Source organism: Microbacterium sp. 69-7, assembly GCF_001897985.1.
Lineage (GTDB): Bacteria > Actinomycetota > Actinomycetes > Actinomycetales > Microbacteriaceae > Microbacterium > Microbacterium laevaniformans.
Window position 1 is genome coordinate 13,035 of the sequence record NZ_MKRU01000083.1, and the last position, 26,327, is coordinate 39,361.

At 70.1% G+C, this 26,327-nt stretch carries 22 protein-coding genes and 1 tRNA gene; 14 read left to right on the forward strand and 9 right to left on the reverse strand.

The window, feature by feature from the left end:
- Positions 1-1,365, reverse strand: a 1,365-nt coding sequence (locus BGN98_RS07715) for a hypothetical protein (protein WP_288120626.1), incomplete at its 3' end; no start/stop codon positions are given.
- A 47-nt stretch (positions 1,366-1,412) separates the two neighbouring features.
- Positions 1,413-2,858: an ABC transporter ATP-binding protein gene (locus BGN98_RS07720; RefSeq protein WP_061681172.1), complete on the reverse strand. Its 1,446-nt coding sequence runs from the start codon at positions 2,856-2,858 to the stop codon at positions 1,413-1,415.
- Positions 2,859-2,960: 102 nt separating this feature from the next.
- On the opposite strand from BGN98_RS07720, the gene BGN98_RS07725 reads away from it, so the two are divergent.
- The 3 genes from BGN98_RS07725 to BGN98_RS07735 are packed head-to-tail and all read left to right on the forward strand — an operon-like array spanning position 2,961 to position 5,494.
- Complete coding sequence (locus tag BGN98_RS07725; RefSeq protein WP_061681170.1) at positions 2,961-3,893, forward strand: hypothetical protein; 933 nt, start codon at positions 2,961-2,963, stop codon at positions 3,891-3,893.
- Positions 3,894-3,943: 50 nt separating this feature from the next.
- On the forward strand, positions 3,944-4,183 hold the full coding sequence (locus BGN98_RS07730) for a hypothetical protein (protein ID WP_231860768.1): 240 nt from the start codon (positions 3,944-3,946) through the stop codon (positions 4,181-4,183).
- 21 nt (positions 4,184-4,204) lie between these two features.
- Entirely contained in the window at positions 4,205-5,494 is a 1,290-nt protein-coding gene (locus BGN98_RS07735; RefSeq protein ID WP_061681166.1) for a maltokinase N-terminal cap-like domain-containing protein, read from the forward strand.
- A 96-nt stretch (positions 5,495-5,590) separates the two neighbouring features.
- Here BGN98_RS07735 and BGN98_RS07740 read toward each other — a convergent pair whose 3' ends face one another.
- Positions 5,591-7,177, reverse strand: coding sequence for a trypsin-like peptidase domain-containing protein (locus BGN98_RS07740; protein ID WP_288120630.1), 1,587 nt, complete (start codon positions 7,175-7,177; stop codon positions 5,591-5,593).
- A gap of 100 nt (positions 7,178-7,277) precedes the next feature.
- Between BGN98_RS07740 and BGN98_RS07745 the strand changes: the two genes are divergently transcribed.
- The gene (locus tag BGN98_RS07745; RefSeq protein ID WP_005053603.1) at positions 7,278-8,495 is read left to right on the forward strand and encodes an aminotransferase class I/II-fold pyridoxal phosphate-dependent enzyme; all 1,218 of its coding nucleotides are present in this window, start codon (positions 7,278-7,280) and stop codon (positions 8,493-8,495) included.
- Here BGN98_RS07745 and BGN98_RS07750 read toward each other — a convergent pair.
- Positions 8,476-9,279, reverse strand: coding sequence for a carbon-nitrogen hydrolase family protein (locus BGN98_RS07750; protein WP_005053604.1), 804 nt, complete (start codon positions 9,277-9,279; stop codon positions 8,476-8,478). The genes BGN98_RS07745 and BGN98_RS07750 overlap by 20 nt on opposite strands.
- 131 nt (positions 9,280-9,410) lie before the next feature.
- Between BGN98_RS07750 and BGN98_RS07755 the strand changes: the two genes are divergently transcribed.
- Positions 9,411-9,487: transfer RNA gene (locus tag BGN98_RS07755), tRNA-Met, on the forward strand.
- 81 nt (positions 9,488-9,568) lie between these two features.
- On the opposite strand, the gene BGN98_RS07760 is transcribed toward BGN98_RS07755, so the two are convergent.
- On the reverse strand, positions 9,569-10,036 hold the full coding sequence (locus BGN98_RS07760; protein WP_005053606.1) for a MarR family winged helix-turn-helix transcriptional regulator: 468 nt from the start codon (positions 10,034-10,036) through the stop codon (positions 9,569-9,571).
- Between the two features lie 73 nt (positions 10,037-10,109).
- Here BGN98_RS07760 and idi point away from each other — a divergent pair, with 73 nt between their 5' ends.
- The 7 genes from idi to BGN98_RS07795 are packed head-to-tail and all read left to right on the forward strand — an operon-like array spanning position 10,110 to position 15,736.
- The gene (idi, locus tag BGN98_RS07765; protein ID WP_061683052.1) at positions 10,110-10,658 is read left to right on the forward strand and encodes an isopentenyl-diphosphate Delta-isomerase; all 549 of its coding nucleotides are present in this window, start codon (positions 10,110-10,112) and stop codon (positions 10,656-10,658) included.
- On the forward strand, positions 10,655-11,722 hold the full coding sequence (locus tag BGN98_RS07770) for a polyprenyl synthetase family protein (RefSeq protein WP_005053610.1): 1,068 nt from the start codon (positions 10,655-10,657) through the stop codon (positions 11,720-11,722). The genes idi and BGN98_RS07770 overlap by 4 nt, the downstream gene beginning before the upstream one ends.
- The gene (locus BGN98_RS07775; RefSeq protein ID WP_005053613.1) at positions 11,719-12,573 is read left to right on the forward strand and encodes a phytoene/squalene synthase family protein; all 855 of its coding nucleotides are present in this window, start codon (positions 11,719-11,721) and stop codon (positions 12,571-12,573) included. Before BGN98_RS07770 ends, BGN98_RS07775 begins: the two co-directional genes overlap by 4 nt.
- Complete coding sequence (gene crtI / locus BGN98_RS07780; RefSeq protein ID WP_061683054.1) at positions 12,570-14,165, forward strand: phytoene desaturase family protein; 1,596 nt, start codon at positions 12,570-12,572, stop codon at positions 14,163-14,165. The genes BGN98_RS07775 and crtI overlap by 4 nt, the downstream gene beginning before the upstream one ends.
- 1 nt (position 14,166) lies before the next feature.
- Positions 14,167-14,526, forward strand: a complete 360-nt coding sequence (locus BGN98_RS07785; protein WP_036288549.1) for a lycopene cyclase domain-containing protein — start codon at positions 14,167-14,169, stop codon at positions 14,524-14,526.
- Positions 14,523-14,867: a lycopene cyclase domain-containing protein gene (locus BGN98_RS07790; protein ID WP_061683055.1), complete on the forward strand. Its 345-nt coding sequence runs from the start codon at positions 14,523-14,525 to the stop codon at positions 14,865-14,867. Before BGN98_RS07785 ends, BGN98_RS07790 begins: the two co-directional genes overlap by 4 nt.
- On the forward strand, positions 14,864-15,736 hold the full coding sequence (locus tag BGN98_RS07795; RefSeq protein WP_288120636.1) for a prenyltransferase: 873 nt from the start codon (positions 14,864-14,866) through the stop codon (positions 15,734-15,736). Before BGN98_RS07790 ends, BGN98_RS07795 begins: the two co-directional genes overlap by 4 nt.
- 84 nt (positions 15,737-15,820) lie before the next feature.
- On the opposite strand, the gene BGN98_RS07800 is transcribed toward BGN98_RS07795, so the two are convergent.
- The gene (locus tag BGN98_RS07800; protein ID WP_288120638.1) at positions 15,821-18,733 is read right to left on the reverse strand and encodes a UPF0182 family membrane protein; all 2,913 of its coding nucleotides are present in this window, start codon (positions 18,731-18,733) and stop codon (positions 15,821-15,823) included.
- 63 nt (positions 18,734-18,796) lie between these two features.
- Entirely contained in the window at positions 18,797-19,915 is a 1,119-nt protein-coding gene (locus BGN98_RS07805) for a YlbL family protein (protein WP_005053626.1), read from the reverse strand.
- A gap of 135 nt (positions 19,916-20,050) precedes the next feature.
- Here BGN98_RS07805 and BGN98_RS07810 point away from each other — a divergent pair, with 135 nt between their 5' ends.
- Positions 20,051-21,460 carry a zinc-dependent metalloprotease gene (locus BGN98_RS07810; protein WP_288120640.1) on the forward strand — a complete coding sequence of 470 codons (1,410 nt, stop codon included), beginning with the start codon at positions 20,051-20,053 and terminating at the stop codon, positions 21,458-21,460.
- An 830-nt stretch (positions 21,461-22,290) separates the two neighbouring features.
- Here BGN98_RS07810 and BGN98_RS07815 read toward each other — a convergent pair.
- Together BGN98_RS07815 and nudC are read right to left on the reverse strand one after the other, a co-directional pair.
- Positions 22,291-24,006 carry an ATP-dependent helicase gene (locus BGN98_RS07815; protein WP_288120642.1) on the reverse strand — a complete coding sequence of 572 codons (1,716 nt, stop codon included), beginning with the start codon at positions 24,004-24,006 and terminating at the stop codon, positions 22,291-22,293.
- Complete coding sequence (gene nudC, locus BGN98_RS07820; protein ID WP_288120644.1) at positions 24,003-24,935, reverse strand: NAD(+) diphosphatase; 933 nt, start codon at positions 24,933-24,935, stop codon at positions 24,003-24,005. Before nudC ends, BGN98_RS07815 begins: the two co-directional genes overlap by 4 nt.
- A 65-nt stretch (positions 24,936-25,000) precedes the next feature.
- On the opposite strand from nudC, the gene BGN98_RS07825 reads away from it, so the two are divergent.
- Positions 25,001-26,326 (forward strand): protein kinase family protein, encoded by a 1,326-nt coding sequence (locus BGN98_RS07825; RefSeq protein ID WP_288120646.1) that lies wholly within the window; start codon positions 25,001-25,003, stop codon positions 26,324-26,326.
- The last annotated feature ends 1 nt before the right edge of the window (position 26,327 follow it).

The window sequence follows — 26,327 nt, forward strand, 5'->3', positions numbered from 1 at the left end:
GGTCCACGCCCAGCTCTCGTCCACCGTCAACGCGAGCCAGGCCCACCACAACGCCGGAACGCTGAGGAGCACCGCACCGAACATGACCACCGCCTGCGAGAGTCCGCCGCCCGTGCGCTGCGGCTGCTGAAACGGACTGTCGCCCGGCCGGGAGACGGCGTAGGGGGCGATGACCGAGGTGAGCGAGGACAATCCGAGACCGCCCAGGAAGAGGCTGGCGCACACGCCCGCCATCGCGGGGAGCATCGCCCAACGGCCGTGCAGGGAGATCGTCACCGGCACCGCTACCGCCAACAGGACCACGCCGACGACCGCGATCGGCACGAGACGTCCGGCCCGGTCGGCCGCACCGCGCACGGCCCCCGCGATGTGCATCCACAAGGCCGTGGAGTCGTAAGCGAGGTCGTTGTGCGGCAGCCATCCCAGGAAGAGTGCGATCAGCGGCGCCGGTAGCAGCACCGCGAACTCGAAAGGCACGCCGACCAGCAGGAGCGGGATGATCGTCAGGGCCGACGCGATCGGCACGATGATCATGTTGACCAGATATCGCGGATCGCGGAACCAGTAGATGATGCTGCGCGCCGCGATGCCGCCGGCAGCCGTGCCGCCGGTCAGATCGAACCAGCCGAGCCCGCGTCGCTGACGTGCGGCCCCCGGGCGCTCCGTCGTCGTCATCAGCCGGTCGACGAGCCAGAACCACAGCGCTGCAAGCACCGCGACCGACAGCACCGCGATCACGGCGGGGGCGGCGGCGCCGCCGCTCAGCGCGCGTTCGGGAAGCGCCCAGGCGGCACCCAGAGGCGTGAGCGCGAGCAGGTCGACGGCCGCGACGAGGGCGGACGGGACTCCTTGCGTCCACTGCAGGGACGCAAGGAAGACGACGACGGGAACGACGACGACGATCAGGGCGATGAGGAACACGCCCGTCAGCTCTCTCGAGCGGCGATCGCGGACCATGCTCGCCAGGGCGAGGCCGATCTTCGCGAGCAGCAGGCAGGTGAGCACACCCAACACGGCGGAGACGATGGACGCCCACACCGGAGCTCCGCGATCGGTCCACAGCGCGCTCAACGCCACCGCGACGACGATCAGGGCGAGCGCCGGCACGCTGATCGCGCTGGCCAGCAGCGTCACCCCGGCGATCTCGCGGGGCGAGGCTCCGACCATGGCGAATCGTCGCGGGTCGAGCTGGTCGTCCACGCCGCCCACCAGCACTGTCACGAAGAACCCGAGAGTGAGGGCGGATGCCGCGACGATCGTCACCGCGAAAGCCGCATCCTCCGAGGAGGCGTGCAGGCGCCATGCGGCGATGCACACCGCCACCACGACCACCGCGATCACCGCGCCGCCGACCAGGGTGCGCACGGTCTGGCGTCGACCTCCGCGCAGAGCGCCGAGGAGGAGGTCGAGCCTCAGTCGGAGAACGTGTGCAACCACTCGAGGCCCTCCGCATCGCTGATGCCGCCGGACAGCTCGATGAAGCGCTGTTCGAGAGTGAGCTCCCCTCGCACCTCGTCGACGGTCCCCTCGGCGAGCACGCGGCCTCCGACGATCACTGCGAGTCCGGAGCAGACGCGCTCCACGAGCTCCATCCCGTGACTGGAGAGCACCACCGTGCCGCCGTGCGCGACGTAGGCGGACAGGATGTCGAGGACGACGGCGGACGAGACCGGGTCGACCGACTCGAACGGTTCGTCCAGCACCAGGACGCGCGGTGAGTGGATCATCGCGCCGGCGAGCATGATCTTCTTCGTCATGCCGGCCGAATAGTCCGACACAGGTCGGGACAGGGCATCGGTGAGATCGAACGCCCGCGCCAGCTCGGCCGTGCGACTCTCCACGACCGCCGACCGCAGCCCTCGCAGCACGCCGTAATAGTGGAGCAGCTGTCGACCGGTCAGCCGGTCGAAGGTGCGCAGCCGATCGGGGAGGATGCCCATCTTCTGCTTCGCCTGACGCGGCGCGGAGGCCAGGTCGACACCTGCGATGCGAATCTCGCCACTGTCGGGGCGGAGCAGACCCGCGATCATCGACAGCGTCGTCGTCTTGCCCGCCCCGTTGGGCCCCACGATCCCGTAGAACGTACCGGCGGCGATCCGGAGGTCGATCGCGTCGACCGCGACGGTCGCACCGAAGGTCTTCGTCACGCCGCTGAGGCGGACCGCGTCGACCTGCTCGTCCGCGACGGACTCGTCGACTGGGCGTTCGTCGTCCGCCGTCGACGACGCCGTGACGGCGAGGATCTCCGCGAGCGGGGATGCCGCGTCGTCCGGATCGGGCAGAGGCTCCGGGTCCACGAGGGACTCGACGTCAGCCTCGACTTCGGGCGAAACCTGAGGTGCGGCCTGGACGTCGTCCGCACCCACCGGCTCGTCCTCGACGCTCACAGCCGCCTCGGTCACTGCGACAGCATCGCCCTCGTGCTCGACGTCGACTTCGACCTCGACGGCGGGCTCCGGCTGCTCCGTTTGGGGCTCTCGCTCGACGGGCGAAATCTCCACGGCCGTCGTCTCCGCACCGCTCACGGCGGTGGTGTCCCCTGCGGCAGGCCTCGGCGGGAGTTCATCCGGCTCGATCGATGACAGCGGGGCGGCGGCCTCGAATCGTGCGGCCGCCACTGCCGGCGGCACATCCGGCGGCGGCGGCGTCGCCTTCGGCTTACGAGGCCGGGGCGCGCGTTTGGCGGCGGGCGTGGCCGCGGGCCGGCGCGGTCGCGGCGGCGCGACCGGTTCGTCTTCGCGCCCGCCGTCGCGGCGATCGAGCTGAGCTGCCGCCTCGGCGGCGGGCACGACAGGCAGCGGCGGCAGTGCGTGCACGCCGTCGTCGTCGTCCGCGGGGGTCGGATGGGGGGCGCTCACCCGTCAAACCTAGCAAGCCGACCCGACGATCGCCCCGATCGTCCACACACCCGCGTCAACGCTCAGCCGCTCTTCAGCGGCCGTCCATAGGATCGTGCCGTCATGGCCAAGATTCCCCGCATCCACACGCTCCCCGATGACGCGCCGTGGGCCGGCGGCCTGCCCCCGGAGGGGTCCCCCGAGCACCCCCGGACCATTCGCGCACTCGACCGGGTCCTTCAGGTTCAGCGTCCCGCCGTGATCGCACATCTGCGCAGCATCCGCCTGCGTCACCCCGACGCTTCGACCAGCGACATCGTCCGCATGCTCGAACGCCGCTACCTCGCCGCGGTGACCACCGGCGGCGCAGCCGTGGGGGCCACCGCCGTGGTGCCCGGCATCGGCACCGGCATGACCCTCGCACTGTCCGGCGTCGAGACGGTGGGCTTCCTCGAGGCCACGGCGCTGTTCGCGCAGTCGCTGGCGGAGCTGCACGGCATCCGCGTGGAGAACCCCGACCGCGCACGCGCTCTCGTGCTGACGCTCATGCTCGGCAAGGAGGGCGTCGATCTCGTCGCCCAGCTCGGCCGGCAGATCGCCGGCTCCGGCGCGTCTCGGCCCGCGTACTGGGGTGAGCTCGTCACGAAGTCGCTGCCTCGAGCCGCGGTGGGTCCTCTCGTCGACCGGCTGAAGTCGGCGTTCATCCGTCAGTTCGCCGCTAAGGGCAGCGCCTCCGTCATCGGCAAAGCGCTCCCCTTCGGCATCGGCGCCGCCGTCGGTGGCACCGGAAACCACCTGCTCGGGCGACGCGTCGTCGTCGGATCCCGCCGCGCCTTCGGGGTGGCACCGCTGCAGTACCCCGCAGAACTCGAGCCGCGACCCGGCGCGACGCGAGTGGAGCGCACCGCGTTCGGCCTCGTTCGACGCACCGGCAGCGCCATCGGCGTCCGGGGGCGATCGGCGGCGACCACGGTCGCCGGTCTCATCCCGCGCCGCAACACGCATCGGTCCCCCACAGCGCCCGGCGAGGATGCCGCGACCCACGAGACCGAGTGATCCTGCGCGCGGCGGGAGCGCGTCAGAGGCGCGTCGCGCACAATGGGCCCATGGGTATCTTCCAGAGCCGGCCCGAGGATCCGTCGCAGTGGGGCGGGCTTCCCGCAGACCCCCCGGACCAGCCACAGCCCGCGGAGGTGCTGCCGCCGCCGGTCGACGATCTCGGCGTGTTCGGCGCGGCGGGCGTCGCGATCTCGGTTCCGGTGGAGACCTTCCTTCCTCACGCGGCGCCGTCCGCGGACGCCGACCGCGACGGGGATGACGAATCCGTCGACCTCGACAGCCCGTGACCGGCTGACTAGCCTCGACGCATGCAGACGACGCTGGGGCACCTGGCTACGTGGATGCCGCAGCAGCGGTGGTACTCGCCCACCGGCCGCTCCCCCCGCCTGCGTCTTCTCGACCAGCGCGAGCTGACGAGCCGCGACGCGGATGTCGCCGTGCGCGTCGTGATCGTCGCCGACGGTGACGACGAGAATGCCGTCGTCTATCAGGTCCCTCTCGTGACACGTCCCGCCGAGGTCACCGGGCCGTGGACGATCGCGCTCCAGGACGGTCGCGCGGTCATCGACGGACCCCACGATCACGCGTTCGCTTCTGCGCTGCTCGCCGAACTCGGGCGCAGCGATCTGGATGGCCCCTCCCAGGTGCTGGTCGGCGAGCAGTCGAACACCTCGATCATCTTCCGTCCGCATCAGGCCGCCCCCACGATCTGCAAGGTGTTCCGGCGACTGCATCCGGGCATCAACCCGGACATCGAACTGCAGTCCGCCCTCGCCGCTGCGGGCAGTCGCCACGTTCCGCCCGTCGTCGGCCATCTCGACGGGCGCTGGACGATGGCGCAGGGTCGCGACGTGCAGCAAGGCTCGCTTGCGTTCGCGCAGGAGTTCCTGCCCGACGTCGACGACGCATGGCGGGTGGCGTTGGCTGCGGCGGCGGTCAACACCGACTTCACATCCGAAGCCGCCTCCCTCGGCCAGGTCACCGCCGCCGTCCATCGCGATCTCGCCCGTCTGTTCCCCACCCCGTCTGCCGACGACGCCGCCCGCCACGCGATCAGCACAGCGTGGCGGCGGCGACTCTCCATCGCGATGGTGGAAGTTCCCGCCCTCGCCGCGCACGAGGCGGCCATCTCCCGTATCTACGCTGCCGCCGCGGCCTCCGCGTGGCCGGCCTTGCAGCGTGTGCATGGCGATTACCACCTCGGCCAGGTGCTGCACTCGCCGACACGGGGCTGGATGCTGCTCGACTTCGAGGGCGAACCGATGCGGCCGATCGCCGAGCGCCGAGCGCCGGATCTCGCCCTTCGCGACATCGCCGGGATGCTGCGGTCGTTCGACTACGTCGCGGGCTCTCTGCGTCTGCAGCGTGCTCCGCAGCAGCACGACGCTGCCGTCGACGAGGATGCCGAGGCCTGGGCCCGCGCGGCGCGCGCCGCCTTCCTCGCCGGCTATGCCGACACCGGCGGCGCGCCCGCGGTGACTCTGCTCAACGCGCTCGAACTCGACAAAGCGGTCTACGAGGCCATCTACGAGGCGCGGCACCGACCCGCGTGGCTCGCGATCCCGCTGTCGGCGATCGAGCGTCTGCTCGCCCACTGACTCCGCAGCCCTCGCATCCGACGACGAAGACCACCGCGCGAAGAACTCGCACGGTGGCCTTCGGTGTCGCCCGGTGTCTGCGGGCGGTGAGCATCGCTACTGCTGAAGCTGGCCCAGCGTGACCTCGGCGGAGGCGGTCTTTCCGCCACGGTCGTAGACGATGGTCGCCTTCGACCCGGCGGCGAGCGCGCGGACCTGAGCCGTGAGGTCGGTGGCGTTGGTGATCGGAACGCCGTTGAAGGACGTCACGACGTCGCCCTTGCGCAGGCCCGCGGCGGCAGCGGCACCGCCCGAGGTCACCTCCGCGATGTACGCTCCGGCGGTCGTCGCGCCCTCCTGCGTGGCGGCATCACGCACCCCCGCGCCGAGCAGACCATGAGTGGCGATGCCGTTCTTGATCAGGTCGTCGGTGATGCGCTTGACGATGTCGGACTCGATCGAGAAGCCGACACCGATCGAGCCGGACTGGCCGCTCGAGCTCGAGCCGCCGGCCGAGGCGATGGCGACGTTGATGCCGATCAGTTTGCCGTTGCCGTCCACGAGAGCGCCGCCGGAGTTGCCGGGGTTGATCGCGGCATCCGTCTGGATCACCGCGATCGAAATGGAGCTCTGCGGAGTGGCCTGCTGCCGCCCCTGACCGAAGTCGAACTGGAACGGCGAACCGTTGCCGTCGCCCTGCTGCGGGGTCTGGTCCTGCGTGTCGCCCTTCGGCGCCGCCGACGAGGCGATCTGGATGGATCGGTTGAGCGCGCTGACGATGCCGGTGGTCACCGTGTTCGACAGCCCCAGTGGCGCACCGACGGCGACCGTCGCGTCGCCGACGTTGAGCTTGGACGAATCGCCGAACTCGATCGGCGTCAGTCCCGATGCGTCGGTGAGCTTGATCACCGCGAGATCGTAGGTCGGATCGGTGCCGACGATGGTCGCCGCGTACACCTTGCCGTCGGATGCGGTGACCGACAACTTGGCATCGCCGGACTGACCGTCGAGGGTGACGACGTGCGTGTTCGTCACCACGTACCCGTCGGAGGTGAGCACGACGCCGGATCCGGTGCCGCCCGAGGAACCGGCCGTCGCCGAGATCGTGACCACGCTCGGGACGACCTTCGCGGCGATCGCCGTCGTCTGGTTGACCGACGCCGTGTTGTTCACCGTGACCGTGGACGGGGCTCCGTTGACCACCGTCTGCGACTGCGGCAGGAACGACGCCCCCGCCGCCGCGCCGCCGATGCCGGCCGCACCGCCGACGAGCGCCGCGGCGACCATGATGCCGACGATCTTTCCGGCGCCGAGCTTTGCGGACGGCGCGTGTTCGGGCCTCGTGGTCGCAGCCGGGTACGCGGCGGTGGGCTGCGCGCCGAAGGCGGAGGTGCCGAATGCCGCGCCGGAGTAGGACGGGGCCGGGTACGCGGTGTGGGGAGCCTGAGGGCTCGTCGCGTGAGCGGACGGCGCGGTCGGGGCCGTGTAGGGCGCCTGCGCGGCGTAACCGGCGTTGTGCTCCGGCGCGCCGACGGGCGCGGGAGGCGCCGTCGGGGCTGCTTCCGGTGAGCTCTGGGCCGCGTGCGTGGCCGACTGCTCGGGCAGCGGCGGACGCTCCGGCACGGTCTCGCCCTGCTGTGCGGCGTCGATGCCCTGCACGGCGTCATCCTGCGGTTCGCTGTTGGTGGGGGTGTTCTCGCTCATGTGTGCTTCCTTCTTCCCAAGACCTGACCAGGATGTCGCGCGATTCTGTGTGTTGCTTATGCCGGCACCTCGCCCAGCCTATGCATGTAGCCTGAGCGCGATGCGAGAGATTCCCGGCGCGTGGCGCCGTACGGCACAGGGGGCGGGATTGCTGTCGGCAGAAGGTGCCGCTGCGCCGACGATCTTCGCGGAGATGAGTGCTCTGGCCGCACAATCGGGGGCGATCAACCTCGGCCAGGGCTTTCCCGATGAGGACGGACCCGCCGCGGTGATCGATGCCGCCCGTGCAGCCATCGCGGACGGGCGCAACCAGTACGCGCCCGGTCGCGGTGTCCCGGCGCTGCTGCGGGCTATCGCGGCGCATCAGGAGCGCTTCTACGGGGTGAGTCTTGATCCCGACCGCGAGGTCGTGACGACCGCCGGAGCGACCGAGGCCCTGGCCGCGACACTCCTCGCCCTGATCGACTCGCCCGACGACGAGGTCGTCGTTTTCGAGCCCTACTACGACGCGTACGCCGCCGCCGTGGCGCTGGCCGGCGCGCGACTGGTCACCGTGCCACTGCACTGGCCCGACTTCCAGCCCGACCTCGACGATCTGGCGGCCGCCGTGACCGACCGCACACGGATCATCCTGGTGAACGATCCGCATAATCCGACCGGCGCCGTCTTCTCCGCCGATGTCCGGGCGGAGATCGTCCGACTCGCCGAGCGCCACGACGCTCTCATCGTGACGGACGAGGTGTACGAGCACCTCGTCTTCGACGGCGCCCATGTTCCGATCGCGACGTATCAGGCCGCCGCCGAACGCACCCTGTCGATCTCCTCCGCGGGCAAGACGTTCTCCACGACGGGATGGAAGATCGGGTGGATCACCGGTCCCGCCGATCTGATCGATGCCGTCCTGGCGGTCAAGCAGTTCCTCACCTACGTGTGTGCAACCCCGTTCCAGGACGCCATCGCCGTCGGGCTCGGGCTTCCCGACGCGGTGTTCGCCGGCATTGCGGCCACGCTGCGGGCAAAACGCGACCGACTCGCCGAAGGGCTGAACGCCGCCGGGTTCACGGTGTCGACGCCAGCCGGTTCGTACTTCACGGTGGCGGATGCCGCGGCGCTGATGGAACCGGGAATCGACGCGGCCCAGTTCTGCCGCGAGCTGCCGGCACGCGCGGGTGTCGTGGCCATTCCGCTCACGGCCTTCGTCGCTCCTGAACGCCGCCGCGACTACGCGACGCTGGTGCGCTTCGCCGCGTGCAAGCGGATGGAGGTCATCGCCGAGGCAAGCCGCCGTCTCGCGCTGATCAGCGCGGCGCGACCGTGAACCGGCGCAACTGCAGAGCCGGGTTGACGCGCCGGACACGGTCGATGGTGCCGGCATCCGCAAAACCGACGGCGACATCCGTCGCCGTTCCGATCCCGGCGATCTCGACGCCCTGAGGGTCCACGACCACCGATGCGCCCACGCCCAGCGGCGGCGGGTGATCGGCGCCGGCGACATACAGGGTGTTCTCAATGGCGCGCGCGTGCAGAAGCGTCCGCCAGTGCTGCTCCTTCAGCGGCCCCCTGACCCATTCCGCAGCCACCAGGATCACGTGGGCGCCCGCGTCGGCGAGCACGCGCCCCACCTCCGGAAAGCGCAGGTCGTAGCAGGTCATGAGCGCCATCGTCAGACCGCCCACGTCGAAGGTCTCGGGAGCGCTGACCGGTGCCGGTTCGACCCAATCGGACTCTCGCTGTCCGAATGCGTCGTAGAGGTGAAGCTTGCGCGAGACGGCCCGCACTCCCGCAGCGTCCACGGCAACCACCGTGTTTCGCACGCGGTCGGCCGCGCCGCGTTCGACGAGGCCTGCGACCACCACGACACCGCGATGTGCCGCGATCTCCGTCAGCCCTGCGACGAATGCTCCGTCCAGGTCCTCCGCGTTGGCAGCGAGCGTCGCATCGAACGGATCGACGAAGTAGCTCGCGTACTCGGGGAAGAGCACCACCGCGGCGCCACGAGCGGCGGCCACGCCGCTCAGCTCGTCGATGACGCGGAGGTTGTCGGCTTTGTCCGCCGTGGGCGCGAACTGGGCGACGGCGACACCCACGGCATCCGTTCTCATCGGTGGTGTCCTCTCGAAGGGCGGGCGGGCGTTCGTCCCATCCTCCCCGACCACCGCGTCGGGAGCAACGACCGGCCGTGCCCGCCCGTGTACTCCGGCACGCGAAACCCGTGTTAGGCTATTCCTTGTGCCGCGGGGTGGAGCAGCTCGGTAGCTCGCTGGGCTCATAACCCAGAGGTCGCAGGTTCAAATCCTGTCCCCGCAACCAATCGATCGGATGTGTCATCCGGTCAACGAAGAAGGCGTCCCGATCGGGACGCCTTCTTCGTTTGTGAGCCCGACGCGCGACTCAGTCGACCATCGCGTCGTCCATGTCGTCGAGGAAGCGCGCGACGACACGCAGCTCGTCGTCGGTGTAGGCGTTCATCACATCGCGCATCTTCACCATGCGCGCGCCCAGGTGATGAAAGAAGTCACTGCGGGCGCGGTCGGTGAGCACGACGATGCGAGCGCGTCGGTCGGCGGGGTGAGGCCGGCGCTCGATATGCCCGCGCTCGGCGAGGCGATCGAGAAGCTTCGTCGTCGAGGCCGTCGAGATCGCGAGGTGTCTCGCGATCTCATGGGGCGACACCCACTCACCCCGCTGCTCTCGCACGATCAGCATGCGCAGCGCCGCCAGATCGGATCCGTTCATGTCCATGTCGCTGCGCAGCACGCCGTGCATGCGGTCCATAGAATCGCTGAAGGAGCGCACGGCGACGAGCGCGTCGCGCACAAGCTGGTCGCGGTCGGTCGTCGGGATCCATCGGTCTGTCACGCTGGACACCCCCCTCACTCGAAAGGTAGTATCCCTTAAAATAGCTAGCTAAACTAGCAATAAGGAGAAGCTCGTGTCCCCGACAGAATACGTGGTCCTGCTCGACGACAACGGGGATGAGATCGGCACGGCGCCCAAGGCGAGCGTCCACGGCACCGATACCGCACTTCACCTCGCGTTCTCCTGCCACGTGTACAACTCGCGCGGCGAGACGCTGGTCACACGCCGGGCACTCGACAAGAAGACGTGGCCCGGAGTGTGGAGCAACTCCTTCTGTGGACACCCGCGACCGGCAGAACCGGTGATCGACGCGGTGCACCGCCGCGCGGAGCAGGAGCTCGGTGTCGCCCTGCGCGACGTGCAGATCGCCCTGCCGCTCTTCCGCTACCGCGCGGTCGATGCGAGCGGCATCGTCGAGCACGAGATCTGCCCGGTCTACACCGCACTCGTCGACGACGAACCGCGCCTGAACCCGCTCGAGGTCGCCGAGGCCCGTTGGGTCGATCCGTCCGATCTCGCCGTCTCGCTGCGGGCAACCCCCTGGGCTTTCAGCCCGTGGCTGGTGCTCCAGGCCGAGCAGCTCGGCGTCTTCGAAGAATCCAGCGTGCGGAGAGCGTCGTGATCACGCTCCTCGATGACGACGCGCGGCAGAGTATCGACGCCGCCATCGGCGGCGCGCTCAAGCGCCTCGAACGCCGGGCCGCGCCCCTCGGCGACGGCGCGCGGGCGCTGGCAGCCGCGACATCCGCGGCCGCCGCGGATGGCAAACGCCTGCGGCCGGCGCTCGTCGTCGCGGCGTACCGCGCGTTCGGCGGGTCGCCCGACGCCGCCGATGCGGCCGTCTGGGACGTCGCCGCCGCCCTCGAACTTCTGCACACCGCCTTCGTCGTGCACGACGACCTCATCGATCGCGATCTGGAGCGGCGCGGCATCCCGAACGTCGCGGGTCGCTTCCGCACTCGCGCGCAAGCCTTCGGAGCGTCGGGCGACCAGGCGGCGACCGTCGGCGACGCCGCGGCCGTGCTCGCCGGCGATCTCCTGCTGTTCGAGGCGAGCCGACTGGTCGCGTGCGCCTCCGTGGATGCTCCGACACGCGTCGCCCTGCTTCAGATCATCGACGACGCGATCCTCGTCTCGGCATCCGGCGAGCTCGCCGACGTCGAGCACGCTGCCCGCGCGGACTATCCCGAAACCGACGCGCTGCTCGGCGCCGCGCACGACAAGACGGCCGCCTACTCGTTCGAAGCACCACTGCTGGCCGGAGCGGTGATGGCCGGTGCGACCGATGCCGCCCGCGCGCAGCTCTCGCTCGCCGCGGCCGACCTCGGGCTCGCCTTCCAACTGGTCGACGACCTCATCGGGACGTTCGGCTCACGTCGTCAGGCCGGCCGCGACCCGGGGGCCGACCTTCGCGAAGCCAAGCGCACTCCTCTCATCGCGCTCGCGCGCGACACCGCTGCTTGGCCGCGGGTCAGCTCGGCTCTCGCCGTCGCGCATACGGGTCCGATCGCCGTGCGGCGCGCACAGCGCGAACTCGAGGCCAGCGGCGCACGCGACGACCTGGTCGCCCTCATTCACGATCGCCTCAGCCGAGCCCGCTCGCGGGCCGCGTCGCCGTCGCTGCCGCCTGCCGCCGTCGCGCTGCTGGCCGAAGTCGCGAACACGATCGAGGGGCGCATCCCGTGAGCGGTGGATCCCTGTACGACCGGTGCGCGCAGGACGCGGCCGCGACCGTGATCACGGCCTACTCGACGTCGTTCGCGCTGGCATGCCGCCTGCTCGGCCCGCGCGTGCGCACGCATGTGCGCAGCGTCTACGCACTCGTACGGGTCGCGGACGAGGTCGTCGACGGCGCGGCCGAGGCGACCGGCCTGCCGGCACCCACCCAGCGGCTGCTGCTGGACGAGCTCGAAGCCGAGACGCTGGCGGCGGTCGCGCGCGGCTTCAGCACCAACCTCATCGTTCACGCGTTCGCGCTGGCGGCGCGCGAATGCGGGATCGGCCATGATCTCATCCGCCCCTTCTTCGCCTCCATGCGCACCGACCTCACGCGCACGCAGCATGACGACGCCTCGCACGACGCCTACGTGTACGGGTCGGCGGAGGTGGTCGGTCTGATGTGCCTGCAGATCTTCGTCAACGCCGGTCGCAGCACGCCGCTGAGCCCCGACCCGACGCTGGTCGAGGGCGCCCGCCGCCTCGGCGCCGCCTTCCAGGACGTCAACTTCCTCCGCGACCGCGCGGACGACGAGAACCGACTGGGCCGTGACTACCTCGGCCTCCAGGACGGACACCGGGACCGGATCGCCGTCCTCGACCGCATCGACGCCGACCTGGATGCCGCGGCCCGGGCGATCGCCGACCTGCCCGTCGACTGCCGGCGCGCGGTGACGACCGCACACGGGCTGTTCGCCGAGCTGGCCCGCCGCCTGCGCGACGACGACGAGACCGTGCGCGTCTCGGTGCCCACTCCCGTCAAAGCAACCATCGCGGCTCGCGCCCTCGCCGGCCGCCCCCCGAAACGGAGCACCCCATGAGCCGCACGGCCCTGGTCATCGGCGGAGGCATATCCGGGCTCGCGACCGCCGCCCTGCTCGCGCGCGACGGCTGGAGGGTCGACCTCCACGAGGCCGCGGATGAGGTGGGCGGGCGCGCGGGCTCGTGGGAGAGCGATGGCTTCCGCTTCGACACCGGACCGAGCTGGTATCTCATGCCGGAGGTCTTCGATCACTTCTTCCGCCTGTGCGGCACGACGGCGGCCCAGCAGCTCGATCTCATCCCACTGACCCCCGCCTATCGTGTCTACCCCGAGCCCGACGGCGACGCATCCAGCACCCCGATCGATGTCGTGTCGGGTCGCGCTCAGGCGCGGGAGCTCTTCGAGAGCCGGGAGCCCGGGGCCGGAGCCCGCCTCGACGAGTACCTCGACTCGGCGCACGATGCGTACGAGCTTGCCGTGTCGCGATTCCTGTACGACACCTACGCCTCCACCAAGGGTCTGCGATCCCCGGCCGTCGCCGGCCAGCTCCCCCGCCTCGCCCCCCTGCTCACCCGCTCGCTCCACGATCACGTCGCACGCCGCTTCTCCGATCCCGTCCTTCGCCAGATCCTGGGCTATCCGGCCGTCTTCCTCGGGTCGTCACCCTTCGACGCACCGAGCCTGTACCACCTCATGAGCCACCTCGATCTGGACGAAGGGGTCCTCTACCCACAGGGCGGCTTCACGGAGGTCATCGCGGCCGTCGCCCGTGTCGCCGAGGCCCAGGGCGCCACGCTGCACACGTCGTCGCCGGTGGCGGAGATCCTCACTCAGGACGCGCGCGCGATCGGCATCCGCCTGGCCGACGGAACGGTGCACGAGGCCGACATCGTCGTCTCCTCGGCGGACCTGCACGCGACCGAGACGACGATGCTGCCCGCGTCGTTGCAGACCTACCCGCAACGGTGGTGGCGACGGCGCAATCCGGGCCCGGGCGCCCTCCTGCTGCTGCTCGGCGTCGAGGGCGAACTGCCGGAGCTGGCTCACCACACGCTGCTGTTCGCCCGCGACTGGCAGAAGAACTTCGGCGACGTGTTCGGCCGTGACACGCGGATCCCCGACCCCGCCTCGCTCTACGTGTGCCGCCCGTCGGCCACCGACCCGACGGTGGCACCGGTCGGCAGCGAGAACCTGTTCGTACTCGTTCCGATGCCCGCCGACCCGTCGCTCGGGCGCGGTGGGATCGGTGGAGAAGGAGCGCCCCTGATCGAGGAAGCCGCGGATCGCGTCATCGCCCAGATCGCCGCATGGACCGGCATCCCGGACCTCGCGGCCCGCATCCGCGTGCGACGCACGATCGCGCCGGCCGACTTCGAAGCCGATCTGGGGGCGTGGCGCGGCGGTGCTCTGGGGCTCGCGCACACTCTTGCTCAGAGCGCCGTCTTCCGACCTCGCAACGCATCGCGAAAGGTCGGCGGACTGTTCTACGCCGGCACGTCGGTGCTGCCGGGCATCGGCCTTCCGATGTGCCTGATCTCCGCCGAACTGGTGGTCAAACGGCTTCGCGGCGACGACGGCGCGGCCCGCCTGCCAGAACCGAGCGGTGTCGGGGCAGGACGGGGCGTCGGCCCCGGCCGAGACGACGCCTGAGATGCCCGGCGCCTATCTGCTCATCCTCCTGGTGTCGCTGGGAGGGATCATCGTGCTGGATGCGCGCTTGCGACTCGTGCTGTGGTCGGCGCCCGGGCACGTCGGTCCGACGAGGGGGCGCGCCATCGCCGCGGTCCTCGTCGGGACCGTGTTCTTTCTCGCCTGGGATGCCGTCGGCATCGCCACCGGTGTGTTCGTCAAGGGCGACAGCCCCTATCTTCTGGGGATCGACCTGGCCCCGCACCTTCCGATCGAAGAACCGGTCTTCCTCGCCTTCCTGTGCTATCTGGCGCTGGTCGTCCACGCTGCCGTGCTCCGGGTGCTGACCGCACGGGGCGGGCGGGTGCGGAAGGCGCTATGACGTACGCCCTGATCGTCGCGCCGTTCGCCGTCCTCGGGCTGCTCGCGTTCGCAGCGACGGCTCGCCGTCCGGCACTGCGCAGGCGGCTGGCGGCAAGCGTCGTGACGGCCGTGATCCTCGTCGTACTCACCGTGATCTTCGACAACGCGATGATCGCGGCGGGCCTGTTCACCTACCCCGACGCGCTCATCAGCGGCATCCGTGTGGGCCTGGCACCCATCGAGGACCTGTCCTACCCGATCGTGGCCGCCTTCGCCGTCCCGGCCATCGCTGAGCTTCTCCGCCCGCGTCGACGCGTCCCTCCCGCCCCGACCGACACCGAGACGGAGCCCGCACGATGACCGCGACCGCCACCGCACGCCAGCTCCTGGTCTCTTCCCGACCGGTCAGCTGGGTCAACACGGCCTACCCCTTTGCAGCGGCCATGCTCCTCACGACCGGCAGGGTCGACGCGCCCCTGATCATCGGAACCCTCTTCTTCCTGATCCCCTACAACCTGGCGATGTACGGGATCAACGATGTCTTCGACTACGAGTCAGACCTCCGCAATCCGCGCAAGGGCGGCGCTCACGGCGCCGTGCTGGAGCGCCGTCTGCACCGCACCACGCTGTGGGCAGCCGCACTGTCGTGCCTCCCGTTCGTGGTGTACCTCGTCGCGGTCGGTACGCCTGTCTCCTGGCTGGTGCTGGCGGTGAGCCTCTTCTTCGTCGTCTTCTACTCGGCGCCTCCCCTCCGCTTGAAGGAGCGTCCCCTCCCCGACTCCGTGACCAGCAGCATCCACTTCTTCTCCCCCGCGGTCTACGGTCTCGTGCTGGCAGGCGCGACGTGGACGTGGCAGCTGGAGGCGGTGATCGGCGCCTTCGCCCTCTGGGGGATCGCTTCGCACGCATTCGGGGCCGTGCAGGACGTCGTGGCGGATCGCCAGGCCGGCATCTCATCGATCGCCACGGTCTTCGGCGCCCGCGCCACCGTCCGTCTCGCGATCGCCGGCTACGCCGCCGCGGGCGTCATGATGCTCGGCGCCGCATGGCCGGGCCCGCTGGCAGCGGTGCTCGCGCTGCCCTACATCGTCACCGTGTGGCCGTACCGCAACGTTGCCGATGAGGATGCCGAGCGCGCCACACGCGGGTGGGATCGCTTCCTCTGGCTCAATCAGTTCACGGGCTTCGCGGTCACGCTGCTGCTGATCTGGTACGCGCTCGGCCGCTGACGACCCCGGCGCGCGCATCCTCACGCGACCACGCAGAAGGGCCGGAGGCATCACGCCCCCGGCCCTTCGCTCCTGCGTGCGAACTCAGCCCTGACCCTCCAGCTGGATCAGCTTCTGCAGCGCCGCCGTCAGCCGTGCGTCCGCTTCGCCGTACTTCGTCCAGTCGCCCTGCGTCAGGGCGCTCTGCCGATCCAGCATCGCCTGCTGCGCGTCCTTGAGCGCCGCCTGGAACTCGACGCTGGTCCCGGTGCCGCCGCCGGTCGCACCCGAGCCGGACCCCGAGCCGGCGGTCGCAGAGGGGCTCGGCGTCGCCGACGGGGTGACGTCGCCGTCCCCGGCGCTCGCGCCCGAGTCGCCACCGAACAGTTTGTCGAGCGCATCTTGGAGCGTGCTCTCGAAGGCGACCTGGTTACCGAAGGCCACGAGCACCTTCTGCAGCGTCGGAAGCTTCGTCGAGCCGGACGACTGCACGAACACCGGCTGGACGTAGAGCAGTCCCCCGCCGACCGGCAACGTCAAGAGGTTGCCGTTGATGACATCCGACTGTCCCTGTTTCAGAATGTTGATGAACGCAGACACGCTCGGATCGGCGTCGAACGTGTTCTGCACCTGTCCGGGTCCGGGCACCGGCGTCTCGGCGTTGATCTCCAGCATGCGCAGCTTGCCGTAGTTCGGACTCTTCACGCCCGCCGTGGCCCCGGCATCCGAGTCCACCGACAGGTACCCCATGAGCACGTTGCGGGTGTCGTCACCGCCCGGGATGAACGTCGTGAACATGGAGTAGCTCGCGGCATCCTGTCCCGGCATCTTCATCGTCAGGTAGTACGGCGGCTGCAGCACCGGGTTCTTCTGCGTCGGATCGTTGGGGGTCTTCCAAGCGTTGTCACGCTGGTAGAACGACCCTGCATCGTCCACGTGGTAGGTGCCGAGCATGGCGCGCTGCACCTTGAACAGGTCGGTCGGGTAGCGCACGTGGCTCATGAGGTCGGCGCTCATGTCCGACAGCGGCTTGACCGTCGACGGGTAGATCTTCTGCCACGCCTTCAGCAGCGGATCGGTGTCATCCCACGCGTACAGGGTCACCTTGCCGTCATACGCGTCGACGGTGGCCTTGACGGAGTTGCGAATGTAGTTGACGTCGTCGAGGGCCACGCGCGGCGTCGTGTTCGTCGTGTCGCTGATCGCGTCGCGCAGGCTCACGATCGACGAGTAGGGGTAGTTCGCGCTCAGCGTGTAACCGTCCACGATCCAGACGATGCGTCCGTCGACGACCGACGGGTACGGGTCGTTGTCGAGCTCGAGATACGGCGCGACCTTGTTGACGCGGTCGATCGGATCGCGGTCGTAGAGGATCTGCGAGTCCGCGTTGATGCCGTCGGAAAGCAGGATGTCGGTCGACTGGAACTTCAGCGAGTAGATCAGACGGTTGAAGGGGTTGCCGACGTTCGGCCCTCCGTTTCCTTCGAAGGTCGTCTTCGTCTGCGCCGCATCGCCCGTGCCGCGAGGGTAGTCCAGCTCGATGTCGGGGGTGCCCTCCGGAGCGCCCACGATCGAGTACGGCGGCGAGTTCTCGCCGAAGTAGATGCGCGGCTCGTACTTCTCGCTCGTGGTGAGTGCGCCGGTGGTCGGGATGCCGCGCTCGATGAAGACGGGATTGCCGTCGGCCGTGCGCTCATTGCCCTTGGCCGCCACCATCCCGTAGCCGTGCGTGTAGACCAGGGTCGAGTTGTACCACGACGCGGCCTGACCGAGCTGGGCCATGTTCAGCTCACGCACCGACACGACGGTGTCCTGGGACTTGCCGTCGATCTGATAGCGGTCGACATCGAGCGGGTTGGTGAACTGGTAGTACGCGCGGTACTGCTCGATCTGACGCACCGTGGGCGAGATGATGGCGGGGTCCATGATGCGGATCGACGCCGTCGTCTGGGCATCGGAGCGGAGCTGGCCGGGTGCGACGTTCGTGACCGCCTGGAAGTCGTTCTTGGTGAGGCCGTCGATGCCGTAGGCCTTCTTCGTGGCGTCGATGTTGCGCTGGTAGTACGGGCTCTCCAGCGTCTCCTGGTTCGGACGCACCTGCAGGTTGGTCACGACCCACGGGTACGCCACGCCGACGACCAGGGCAGAGACGACGAGCAGGCCCACACCGATCAGCGGGAACCGCCACCGCCCGATGATCGCGGTCACGAAGAAGAGGACGGCGACGATCGCGGCCGCGATGGCGATGATCGTCAGGCCGGGGATCACCGCATGGTCATCGACGTAGCTCGCGCCGGTGATGCGATCGCTCTGCTGAGTCAGTGTCTTGTAGCGGTCGAGCCAAATGCTCACACCCTGCACCAGCAGGTAGAGGCCCGCGAGCACCGCAAGCTGGATGCGCGCGGCCTTGGAGATGCGCAGCTCACGCTGCCCGACGCGCACCGATCCGTACAGATAGGCGACGAGTGCCGAGAGCAGCAGCGAGACGAGCAGCACGGCCGACGCGAACCCGAGCACGGAACTGAAGAACGGCAGCGAGAACAGGTAGAAGCCCGTGTCCATCTGGAACTGCGGATCGAGATCGCCGGTGTCGACGCGGTTGAACCACAGCCAGGCCGTCTCCCACTGCGCCGAGGCGGCGAAGCCCGCAAAGAAGCCGAAGAAGACCGGGATGCCCCACATCGCCAGGCGACGCAGCGGCTCCACGACCTCCTGGTAGTGATCGAGCTGAGAGGTCAGACGCGCGTAGACCGGGCGCAGACGGTAGGCGAGCTGGATCGCGATGAAGACGGGCACGGCCATCGCCAGGAAGCCGACGACGAACATGATCACGCGCGCCGTCCACTGCGTCCACAGGACGCTCGAGAACCCGAGCTGGTCGTACCAGAGCCAATCGGCGTAGAGGCTCGCGAAGACGAAGAAGCCCACCACGACGACCGCGATGACCGCGAGCGTGATGGCAATCGCGCGACGGACGGGGTTCGGCGTGGCCTGATTCGGCGCTGAGGTCGTGGTCACACCACCATCCTAGGTGGGGTGATTCTGGCGGGACGCCGACCAACCTTCCAGGATGCCGTGAGCTCAGCGGCAGGTCGGCAGCGCGTCGAGGTCGCCCTTGTCGCGGATCGTCGACAACACCTGCAGCGAGTCCTTGAGCGTGGCGACCGAGAAGACGCGAAGACCGGACGGAACGTGACCGACCACTTCGTCGCAGTTATCTCTGGGGGCGAGGAAGTACGTCGCTCCGGCGCCGACCGCGCCGTACATCTTCTGGCGGATGCCACCGATCGGCCCGACGGTGCCGGCGGCGTCGATCGTCCCGGTGCCGGCGACCTGCGCGCCGCCGTTGAGGTTCCCATCGCTGAGCGTGTCGATGATCCCCAGGGCGAACATCATGCCGGCGCTGGGCCCGCCGACGTTGTTGAGCTGGAGGGTGACGTCGATCGGGAAGTCGTAGTCGTGCATCGTCGAGATGCCGACGAGCCACGTGCTCTTGCCGTCGACGGTCGCCTGCTTGGGGGTCACCTCGACGTTCTCGCTCGCGCCGGAGCGCTCGATCGCGAGTCGCACGGGAGCGCCCGCACCGGCGTTGATGATGGTGCGCAGTTGATCGGTCTCGGTGATCGCCTGACCGTTCGCGCTGCGGATGACGTCACCCTTCTGCAGGATGCCTTGCGCTGCGGAGTCGTCGGTGAGTGCGTAAACCTCCACCATCGGCTTGACGTCGTAGCCGAGCTGCGTGAGAGCGGCAGCCGTCGCCTCCTTCTGCGAGTCGACCATCATCACCGCGCTCTCCTGGTTGCGCTGCTGCGTCGTCTGCCCCTGCGGGAAGACGTCGTCCAGCGGCAGCACCGCCTTCGCGGGGTCGAACCAGGCGAGGGCGAGCTCGAACCACGACGGGGTGCGTTCGCGATTGCCGACGACCTGCACCGTCAGCAGGTCCAGTGCACCGGAGGTGGGGAAGGTCGGCGCGCCTTTCACGGTGATCAGCGGCACATCGGCGCCCGAGGAGTCCGGGGCCGACCCCAGCGTGTTGAAGACGGGGCCCGGACGCTGAATGACGTAGGTGCTCGGCAGCAGTGTGAGCGTCAGCAACGCCACGAGGGCGACAGCGAGAGCCCAGACTCCGACGCGCAGGGGGCGGGACACCGGACGGCGGCGAGCGGGCACGACGGTCGTGCCCTCGTCGAACAGTGCCACAGCAGATCCTCCCGGCCGATCGTTCGCGATCGGCGTACACGGGACATCCTCCGTGGCGGGCCGAGGCGGCCGTGCGGGGAAGTCCAGCCATTAGCGTAGAACGCGACGGTATCCGCCTGCTGAAAGGCGCCTGATATGGCTGATGAGACTCCCGACCGCCCCGAAGACGACTTCCAAGAACTGCTGCGGAACCTGCTCGGTGGTGGAGGCGCAGGCCTTGACCCCGAACAGCTCGAGAGCCTCTCGCGCATGGGCGTGGATCCCGCCATGCTGCAGCAGATGATGGCGCAGATGCAGCACGCCTTCGCCACCGGCAGCGATGACGGCATCGACTGGAGCGCGGCGAAGACGCAGGCTCTGCACCTGGCGAACAAGGACGGGCTCGGTATCACGACGGGCGCTCGCCACGACTTCGATCAGGCCTTCGCCCTCGCAACCCTCTGGCTGAGCGAGGCCACGACGATCTCGGACCTTGCGGCCCCGGCGCAGGCGATGACCCGCGGACAGTGGGTCGAGACGACGCTTCCGGTCTGGCAGGAGCTCGCCGAGCCCGTCGCCGACTCGATCGCGGGGGCCCTGACGGCCGCGATCGACGAGCAGACCCCGGAGGAGATGCGACAGCTCGTCGCCGGAGCGGGCACGTTCATGCGACGCGTGGGCGGTTCGCTGTTCGCCGCTCAGCTCGGCGGCGTCATCGGACGCCTGTCGCAGGAGGTGGTGTCCGGCGGCGATGTCGGCATTCCCGTCATGCCCGACGGCGTCGCGGCGATCCTGCCGCAGAACTTCGCCGACTTCGGCCGTGACCTGGACGTGACCGACGACCAGCTCGCGCTGTATCTCGGAACCCGTGAGCTCGCGCACGCTCGCCTCTTCCGCCACGCCCGATGGCTGCGGCTGCACGTGATCACCCAGGTGACCGAGTTCGCCCGCGGCATCCACGTCGACACCACCGCCCTCGAAGACCTCGCGTCGCGCTTCGACCCGTCCTCACCGGAGGAGCTGCGCTCCGCCCTCGAGTCCGGGGCGCTGCTTCCTCAACGCACGCCCGCGCAGGATGCCGCGCTTGTTCGGCTCGAGAACCTCCTGGCGACCATCGAAGGCTGGGTGGATGTCGTGACCGCCGACGCGACCTCGCGCCTTCCCGCCGCGGCGAAGATCGCCGAGGCCGTGCGTCGCCGGCGAGCCGTAGGCGGTCCCGCCGAGCAGGCGATGGCCTCCCTCGTCGGGTTGGAGCTGCGCCCGCGACGACTGCGCGAAGCGGCGGCGATGTGGCGCGCCGTGACGGATGCCGTGGGCATCGAGGCCCGCGACCGACTCTGGGACTACCCCGACCTCATGCCGGGGGCGAGTGACATCGACGACCCGCAGGCGCTCGTGGCGCGTCTGGTGGCCCACGAGCGCGGCGAGGACCCCGAACGGGACGCCCTCGACGAGGCGCTGGACGCACTGCTGGCCGAAGCGGCCGAGGAGGCGGAGCACGCCACCGGCGAACCCGGCGCGCAAGCCTCCGACGACGACGGTCCGGAGGATCCGCGCCCGGTGTGATCCGACGAGGCCTCCTCCCCCTCACGGGTCTGGACACCCGCACGTGTCGCGGCTGTGGAAAGTCGCGGCACGGGGGCCCGTCTCGCCTCAGAATCGGGACATGCTCCGCTTGGCCGCTTCGTCCCCGCCGCTGTGGCGCACGCCCTCGAGTCTCCAGCTCGGCACGGATCCGGCGATCCGCGTCGACGGCGTGCTCCCTTGGCAGGAGCGCCTCCTCGACGCCCTTGCCGACGGCGTGGCCGATGCGGGACTGGGACCTCTGGCACGCAGCTTCGGGGCCACGGCCGCGGAGGCCGCGGAGTTCACGGGACGAATCGAGCAGGCCCTCATCCGAGAACCACCGACCCCGCGTGCCGTGCGGGTGGAGGTGCCCGAGTCGCTGACGAGCGCCGAGCGTGAAGCGCTGCTGGCAGGGTGGGACGCCGCAGGCCTGGCGCGCGTCTCGATCAGCACCTGGGCCGTCGACGCGCCGCAGCGCGGGGTGCCGGTGATCGTCGTCGCCGACCGGCTCATGTGCCCGCGCCGCGCCGCGCGGCTCATGCGCGCCGACGTCACCCACATCCCCATCGAGCTCGCCGGTGACCGCGTGCGCGTCGGACCCGTGGTCATCCCCGGTGCGACGGCGTGCACCGCGTGCGAGCACGCACGCCGCACCGCCGAGGACCCGCAGTGGCCGCTCATCGCCGCCCAGTTACTCGGTCGTGATCCGGTGCGCACGGATCCCGGTCTGCTGATCGAAGCCGGAGTCCTCACCGGCCGGCTCCTGCGCGACGCCCTGGACGCGCCCACGGAGCGCTCCGGGCAGGCACACACGAGCATGTCGGTCGGGCTCAGCCTCGCCCACGTCCGGCGGACGTGGCATGCGCACCGGCCGCACGCACAGTGCCTGTGCCGATCTCCTGAAGGAAGCGGGAGCGCTGACGTGAGCGCGATCCCGACCGTTGCGACCAGCTCATCGAGAGGGTACGCGCAGCCCGCGTGACGCCGACGTACGCGAGTCGTCGTTCCTCGTCGATCTCGTCGAAACCGGTGGCGTAGGAGATCGGCAGGAGTCCTTCCGCGAGGCCGAGGAGATGGACGTGATCCCATTCCAGGCCTTTGGCCGCATGCAGCGTGGCGAGTGTCACGGTGCGCAGAGTGGGCTCATGCTGACCACGTCCGCGCACCATCAGCTCGTCGGTGAATGCCCGCAAAGTGGTGCCCTCCGGCGCCTGCTCGGCCAGACGCAGGACGGCTGCGCGTGCCTCCCAGGCGTCACGCAGCGCTCCGCCGGCCGGAGGCGGATCATCGGTCAGGCCGACCGAGCGCAGCACGTCGCGCACCGCCGCGACCAGACCGTTCGGGGTGGGCGCGACGGAGGCGCCCCGCAGCAGCGAGACCGCCTGACGCACTTCGGGCAGATCGAAGAACCGCTTGCCGCCGAGAACGGTCGCGGCGATTCCGCGCGCGGCCAGGGCCGAGAGCACGGGCGCCGATTGCGCGTTGGCTCGATACAGCACGGCGATCTCGTTCGGCTCGATGCCCGACGCGAGCTGGGCGGCCACCGCCGTCGCCACGCCTTCGGCCTCCGCCTGATCGTCGTCATAGGTCGTGACCGAGGGGACCGGGCCCGCAGAACGATCCGACCGCAGCGCGAGGGCGCCCGGTCGGCCGCGCATGAGCGCGTTCGCGACCCCGAGAATCGCGGGGTCGGAGCGATAGTTGCGTTCGAGGCGCACCACGGTGGCCTCCTCGTAGCGGTCCGGGAATCCGAGCAGGTAGCGCGGGTCGGCCCCGGCGAACGAGTAGATGGTCTGGCTCGCGTCGCCGACGACGCAGATATCGCGCCGATCCCCGAGCCAGAGCTCCAGCAGGCGGTGCTGCACGGGCGAGACGTCTTGGAACTCATCGACCGTCAGATGGCGATACTGCTCATGCACCGCGGCTGCGACCCGCGGCTCCGATTCCAGCATCCCGGCGCACGCCAGCAGCACGTCTTCGAAGTCCAGTTGACGCCGCTCGTCCTTGACCTTCTCGTAGCGCCGCTGCAGATCCGCCAGCACCTGCGCATCCAGCGTGTTGCCGAGGCCCTCGGGGTGTGCAGCGGCATCCTGATCGATCGTTCGCATCGCGACCTTCCGCCACTCGATGCGGCTGGCGACGTCGCGCAGGGTGGTGCCGTCCAGACGGAGGCCGAGGCTGTCGGCGGCCTGCCCGAGCACACGCACCTTGTTGTCGATGATCGACGGTGCCGTATCGCGGGCGAGCTGCGGCCAGAAGAAGTTCAGTTGCGCCAGCGCGGTCGCGTGAAACGTGCGCGCCGCGACCCCTTCGACGCCGAGCGCCCGAAGACGCCCGCGCATCTCCCCCGCCGCCTTCGCCGTGAAGGTCACCGCCATCACCCGCGACGGTGAGTAGGCGCCGGTGTCGACCCCGTGGGCGATGCGGTGGGTGATCACGCGTGTCTTGCCGGTGCCGGCTCCCGCGAGCACGCAGACCGGTCCACGCAGCATCGCCGCCGCGACCCGCTGCTCGTCGTCGAGGCCCTCAAGCGCACGTCCGCTCACGCCGGGTCCCCCGCCCAGTCGGCGATCAGGCGGTGCGCGATGGACGTCGTGCCGGGAAGCAGGATATCGCCGTCGCCGCGCAGCGCCGCACGGATCTCCTCGCGCGAGATCCACCGCACGTCGACGATCTCCTCGCCGTCGGCGCGAGCCGCGGACATGTCCGCCGCCGTCGCATGGAAGCCGAGCATGAGTGACCGAGGGTAGGGCCAGGACTGAGACCCCCGGTACTGCAGCGCCTCGACGAGCACGCCGGCTTCCTCCTGCACCTCGCGGACGATCGCCGATTCCAGCGACTCCCCCGCCTCGACGAAGCCCGCGAACGTCGAGTAGAGATTGCGATCCGCCCACAGCGCGTTCTTGCCCAGCAGCAGCGACGAGCCGTCCGGAGAGATCACGGCGACGATGACGGCGGGGTCGGTGCGCGGAAAGTGCTCGCGCCCGCACACCGGACAGTGACGCGCCCACCCACCCGTGCGCTCCTCGGTGCGCGCACCGCAGCGGGAGCAGAAGGGCGCCTCGACCAGCCAACGCCCGAGGGCGACCGCCTCGACGAGCAGCCCGGCGTCCGTGGCCGACATCTCGCCGCCGATCGCGCGCAACGACCCCCACGCGTCGGCGGGATGCGCGGCCACGGGGATGTCCTCGTCGGCGCCGGATGCCGCGAGCAGCACTGCCGCTCCCTCGGCATCCCGCCCGAGGAACGCCCACGACACCCCCTCGCGGATGTGTCCGACGGGTACCGTCAGCAGAGCGCCGTCGCCGTCGAGCGGCGCGCGATCGCCGTGCACCGCGACAACCCGCGTCGGCGCCTCGCCCCGCAGACGCGCGAGCAGATCCGGTGCGCTGCGTTCGTCGGCGCAGCGGTCGATACCGCCGCGCGCAAGCGCGGGAGGACGCACGGGAACAGGCGGCTCAGCCGATGGCGACATCCGGGACCTTCCTCGACGGGCGTGGCGCACACGGGGACGGGGCGCGGCACACCTACCCTGGGGGCATGGCACGCTCACCTCTCACTCTAGCCGCGTCGGTCACGTCGGCCCTTCCCCGCGTCGCGGTGGTCGGTGTGGCGCCGCTGACCGAGGGCGTCTCCGGCCGCTACGACAGCGCCATCGCCACGCTCGACGACGGCCGGCGGGTCGTGGTGCGTGTGCCCGTCAACGACCAGGCGGAGCAGGATCTGCTGTCCGAGGCGCGTGCCCTGACGTCGCTGACCGCCGGCGTGCGGGGTGTGCTGCCGTTCGGCGCCCCCGATGTTCTGGGCCAGACGACGGTCGACGGTCGCAGCGCCCTCGTCCAGACGCTGCTGCCGGGCTATCGGGTCGATGCGGCCCACGTGCCCGCGGGGCGGGGCGTCGCCACCGCTCTGGCCGCCGCGATCGCGGCGGTCCACGATCTCCCGGTGACCGTGATCCGTGACGCGGGACTGCCCATGCGGACCTCCGCGCAGGTGCGCGACGACGCCGAGCGCCTCCTGGATCGGGCGGAAGCGACCGGGCTCCTGCCCTTCGGGCTGCTGCGACGCTGGAGCACCGCTATCGGATCCGATCCGCTGTGGCGCTTCGAGACGACCGTCGTTCTCGGCGGGGTCGCCCCGGCATCCTTCGTCTTCGAGGACGACGCCGAGGGCACACCCGCCGTCACCGGTCTTCTGAGCTGGGGCGCACTCGGCGTCGGCGATCCGGCGATCGACGTGCGCTGGACGGCGTCGGCCCCGGCTGCTCAAGCCGACGTGCTCGACGAGTACGCGCACCGTTCGCACCGTGCTCCCGACGCCCTCCTCGCCGAGCGCGCCCGGCTGCATGCCGAGCTGGAGTTCGCGAAGTGGCTGGTGCACGGTCACGAAGCCGGGCAGCAGGACGTCGTGCGCGACGCCGTGGCACTGTTGGAGTCGCTCGACGCCAACGTTCGCGACGAACCGGTACGGGCGCGCGACGATGTCACGCTCGATCAGGCGCTTGCGGCGACCCAGCGTGTCCCTGCCGGTGCGGGCGAGGCCGCCGACACCTCGATGCAGACCGACAGCTTCGACCCGGAGACCCTCGCCACCTTCCTCGCCGATGAGAACGCGACGGGGATGGTCGAGACGAGCCGCCTGGACACCGTCGCGATCGAGATGTCGGAGTGGGCGCAGCCGGCGCATCCGTCGACGACGCGGGTTCCGGTGCACACCTCCGACATCCCTGTTCACGATGGCTCCGCGCCCGCGGCCGGTCAGGGCGAGGCAGCCACGCAGGACGCCCCCGGCGAGCCCTCGGCCGACGACATCGACCGCGACACTGCCGCGCGCAACGCTCTGCGCCGCTGGACCGGCACGGCCTGAC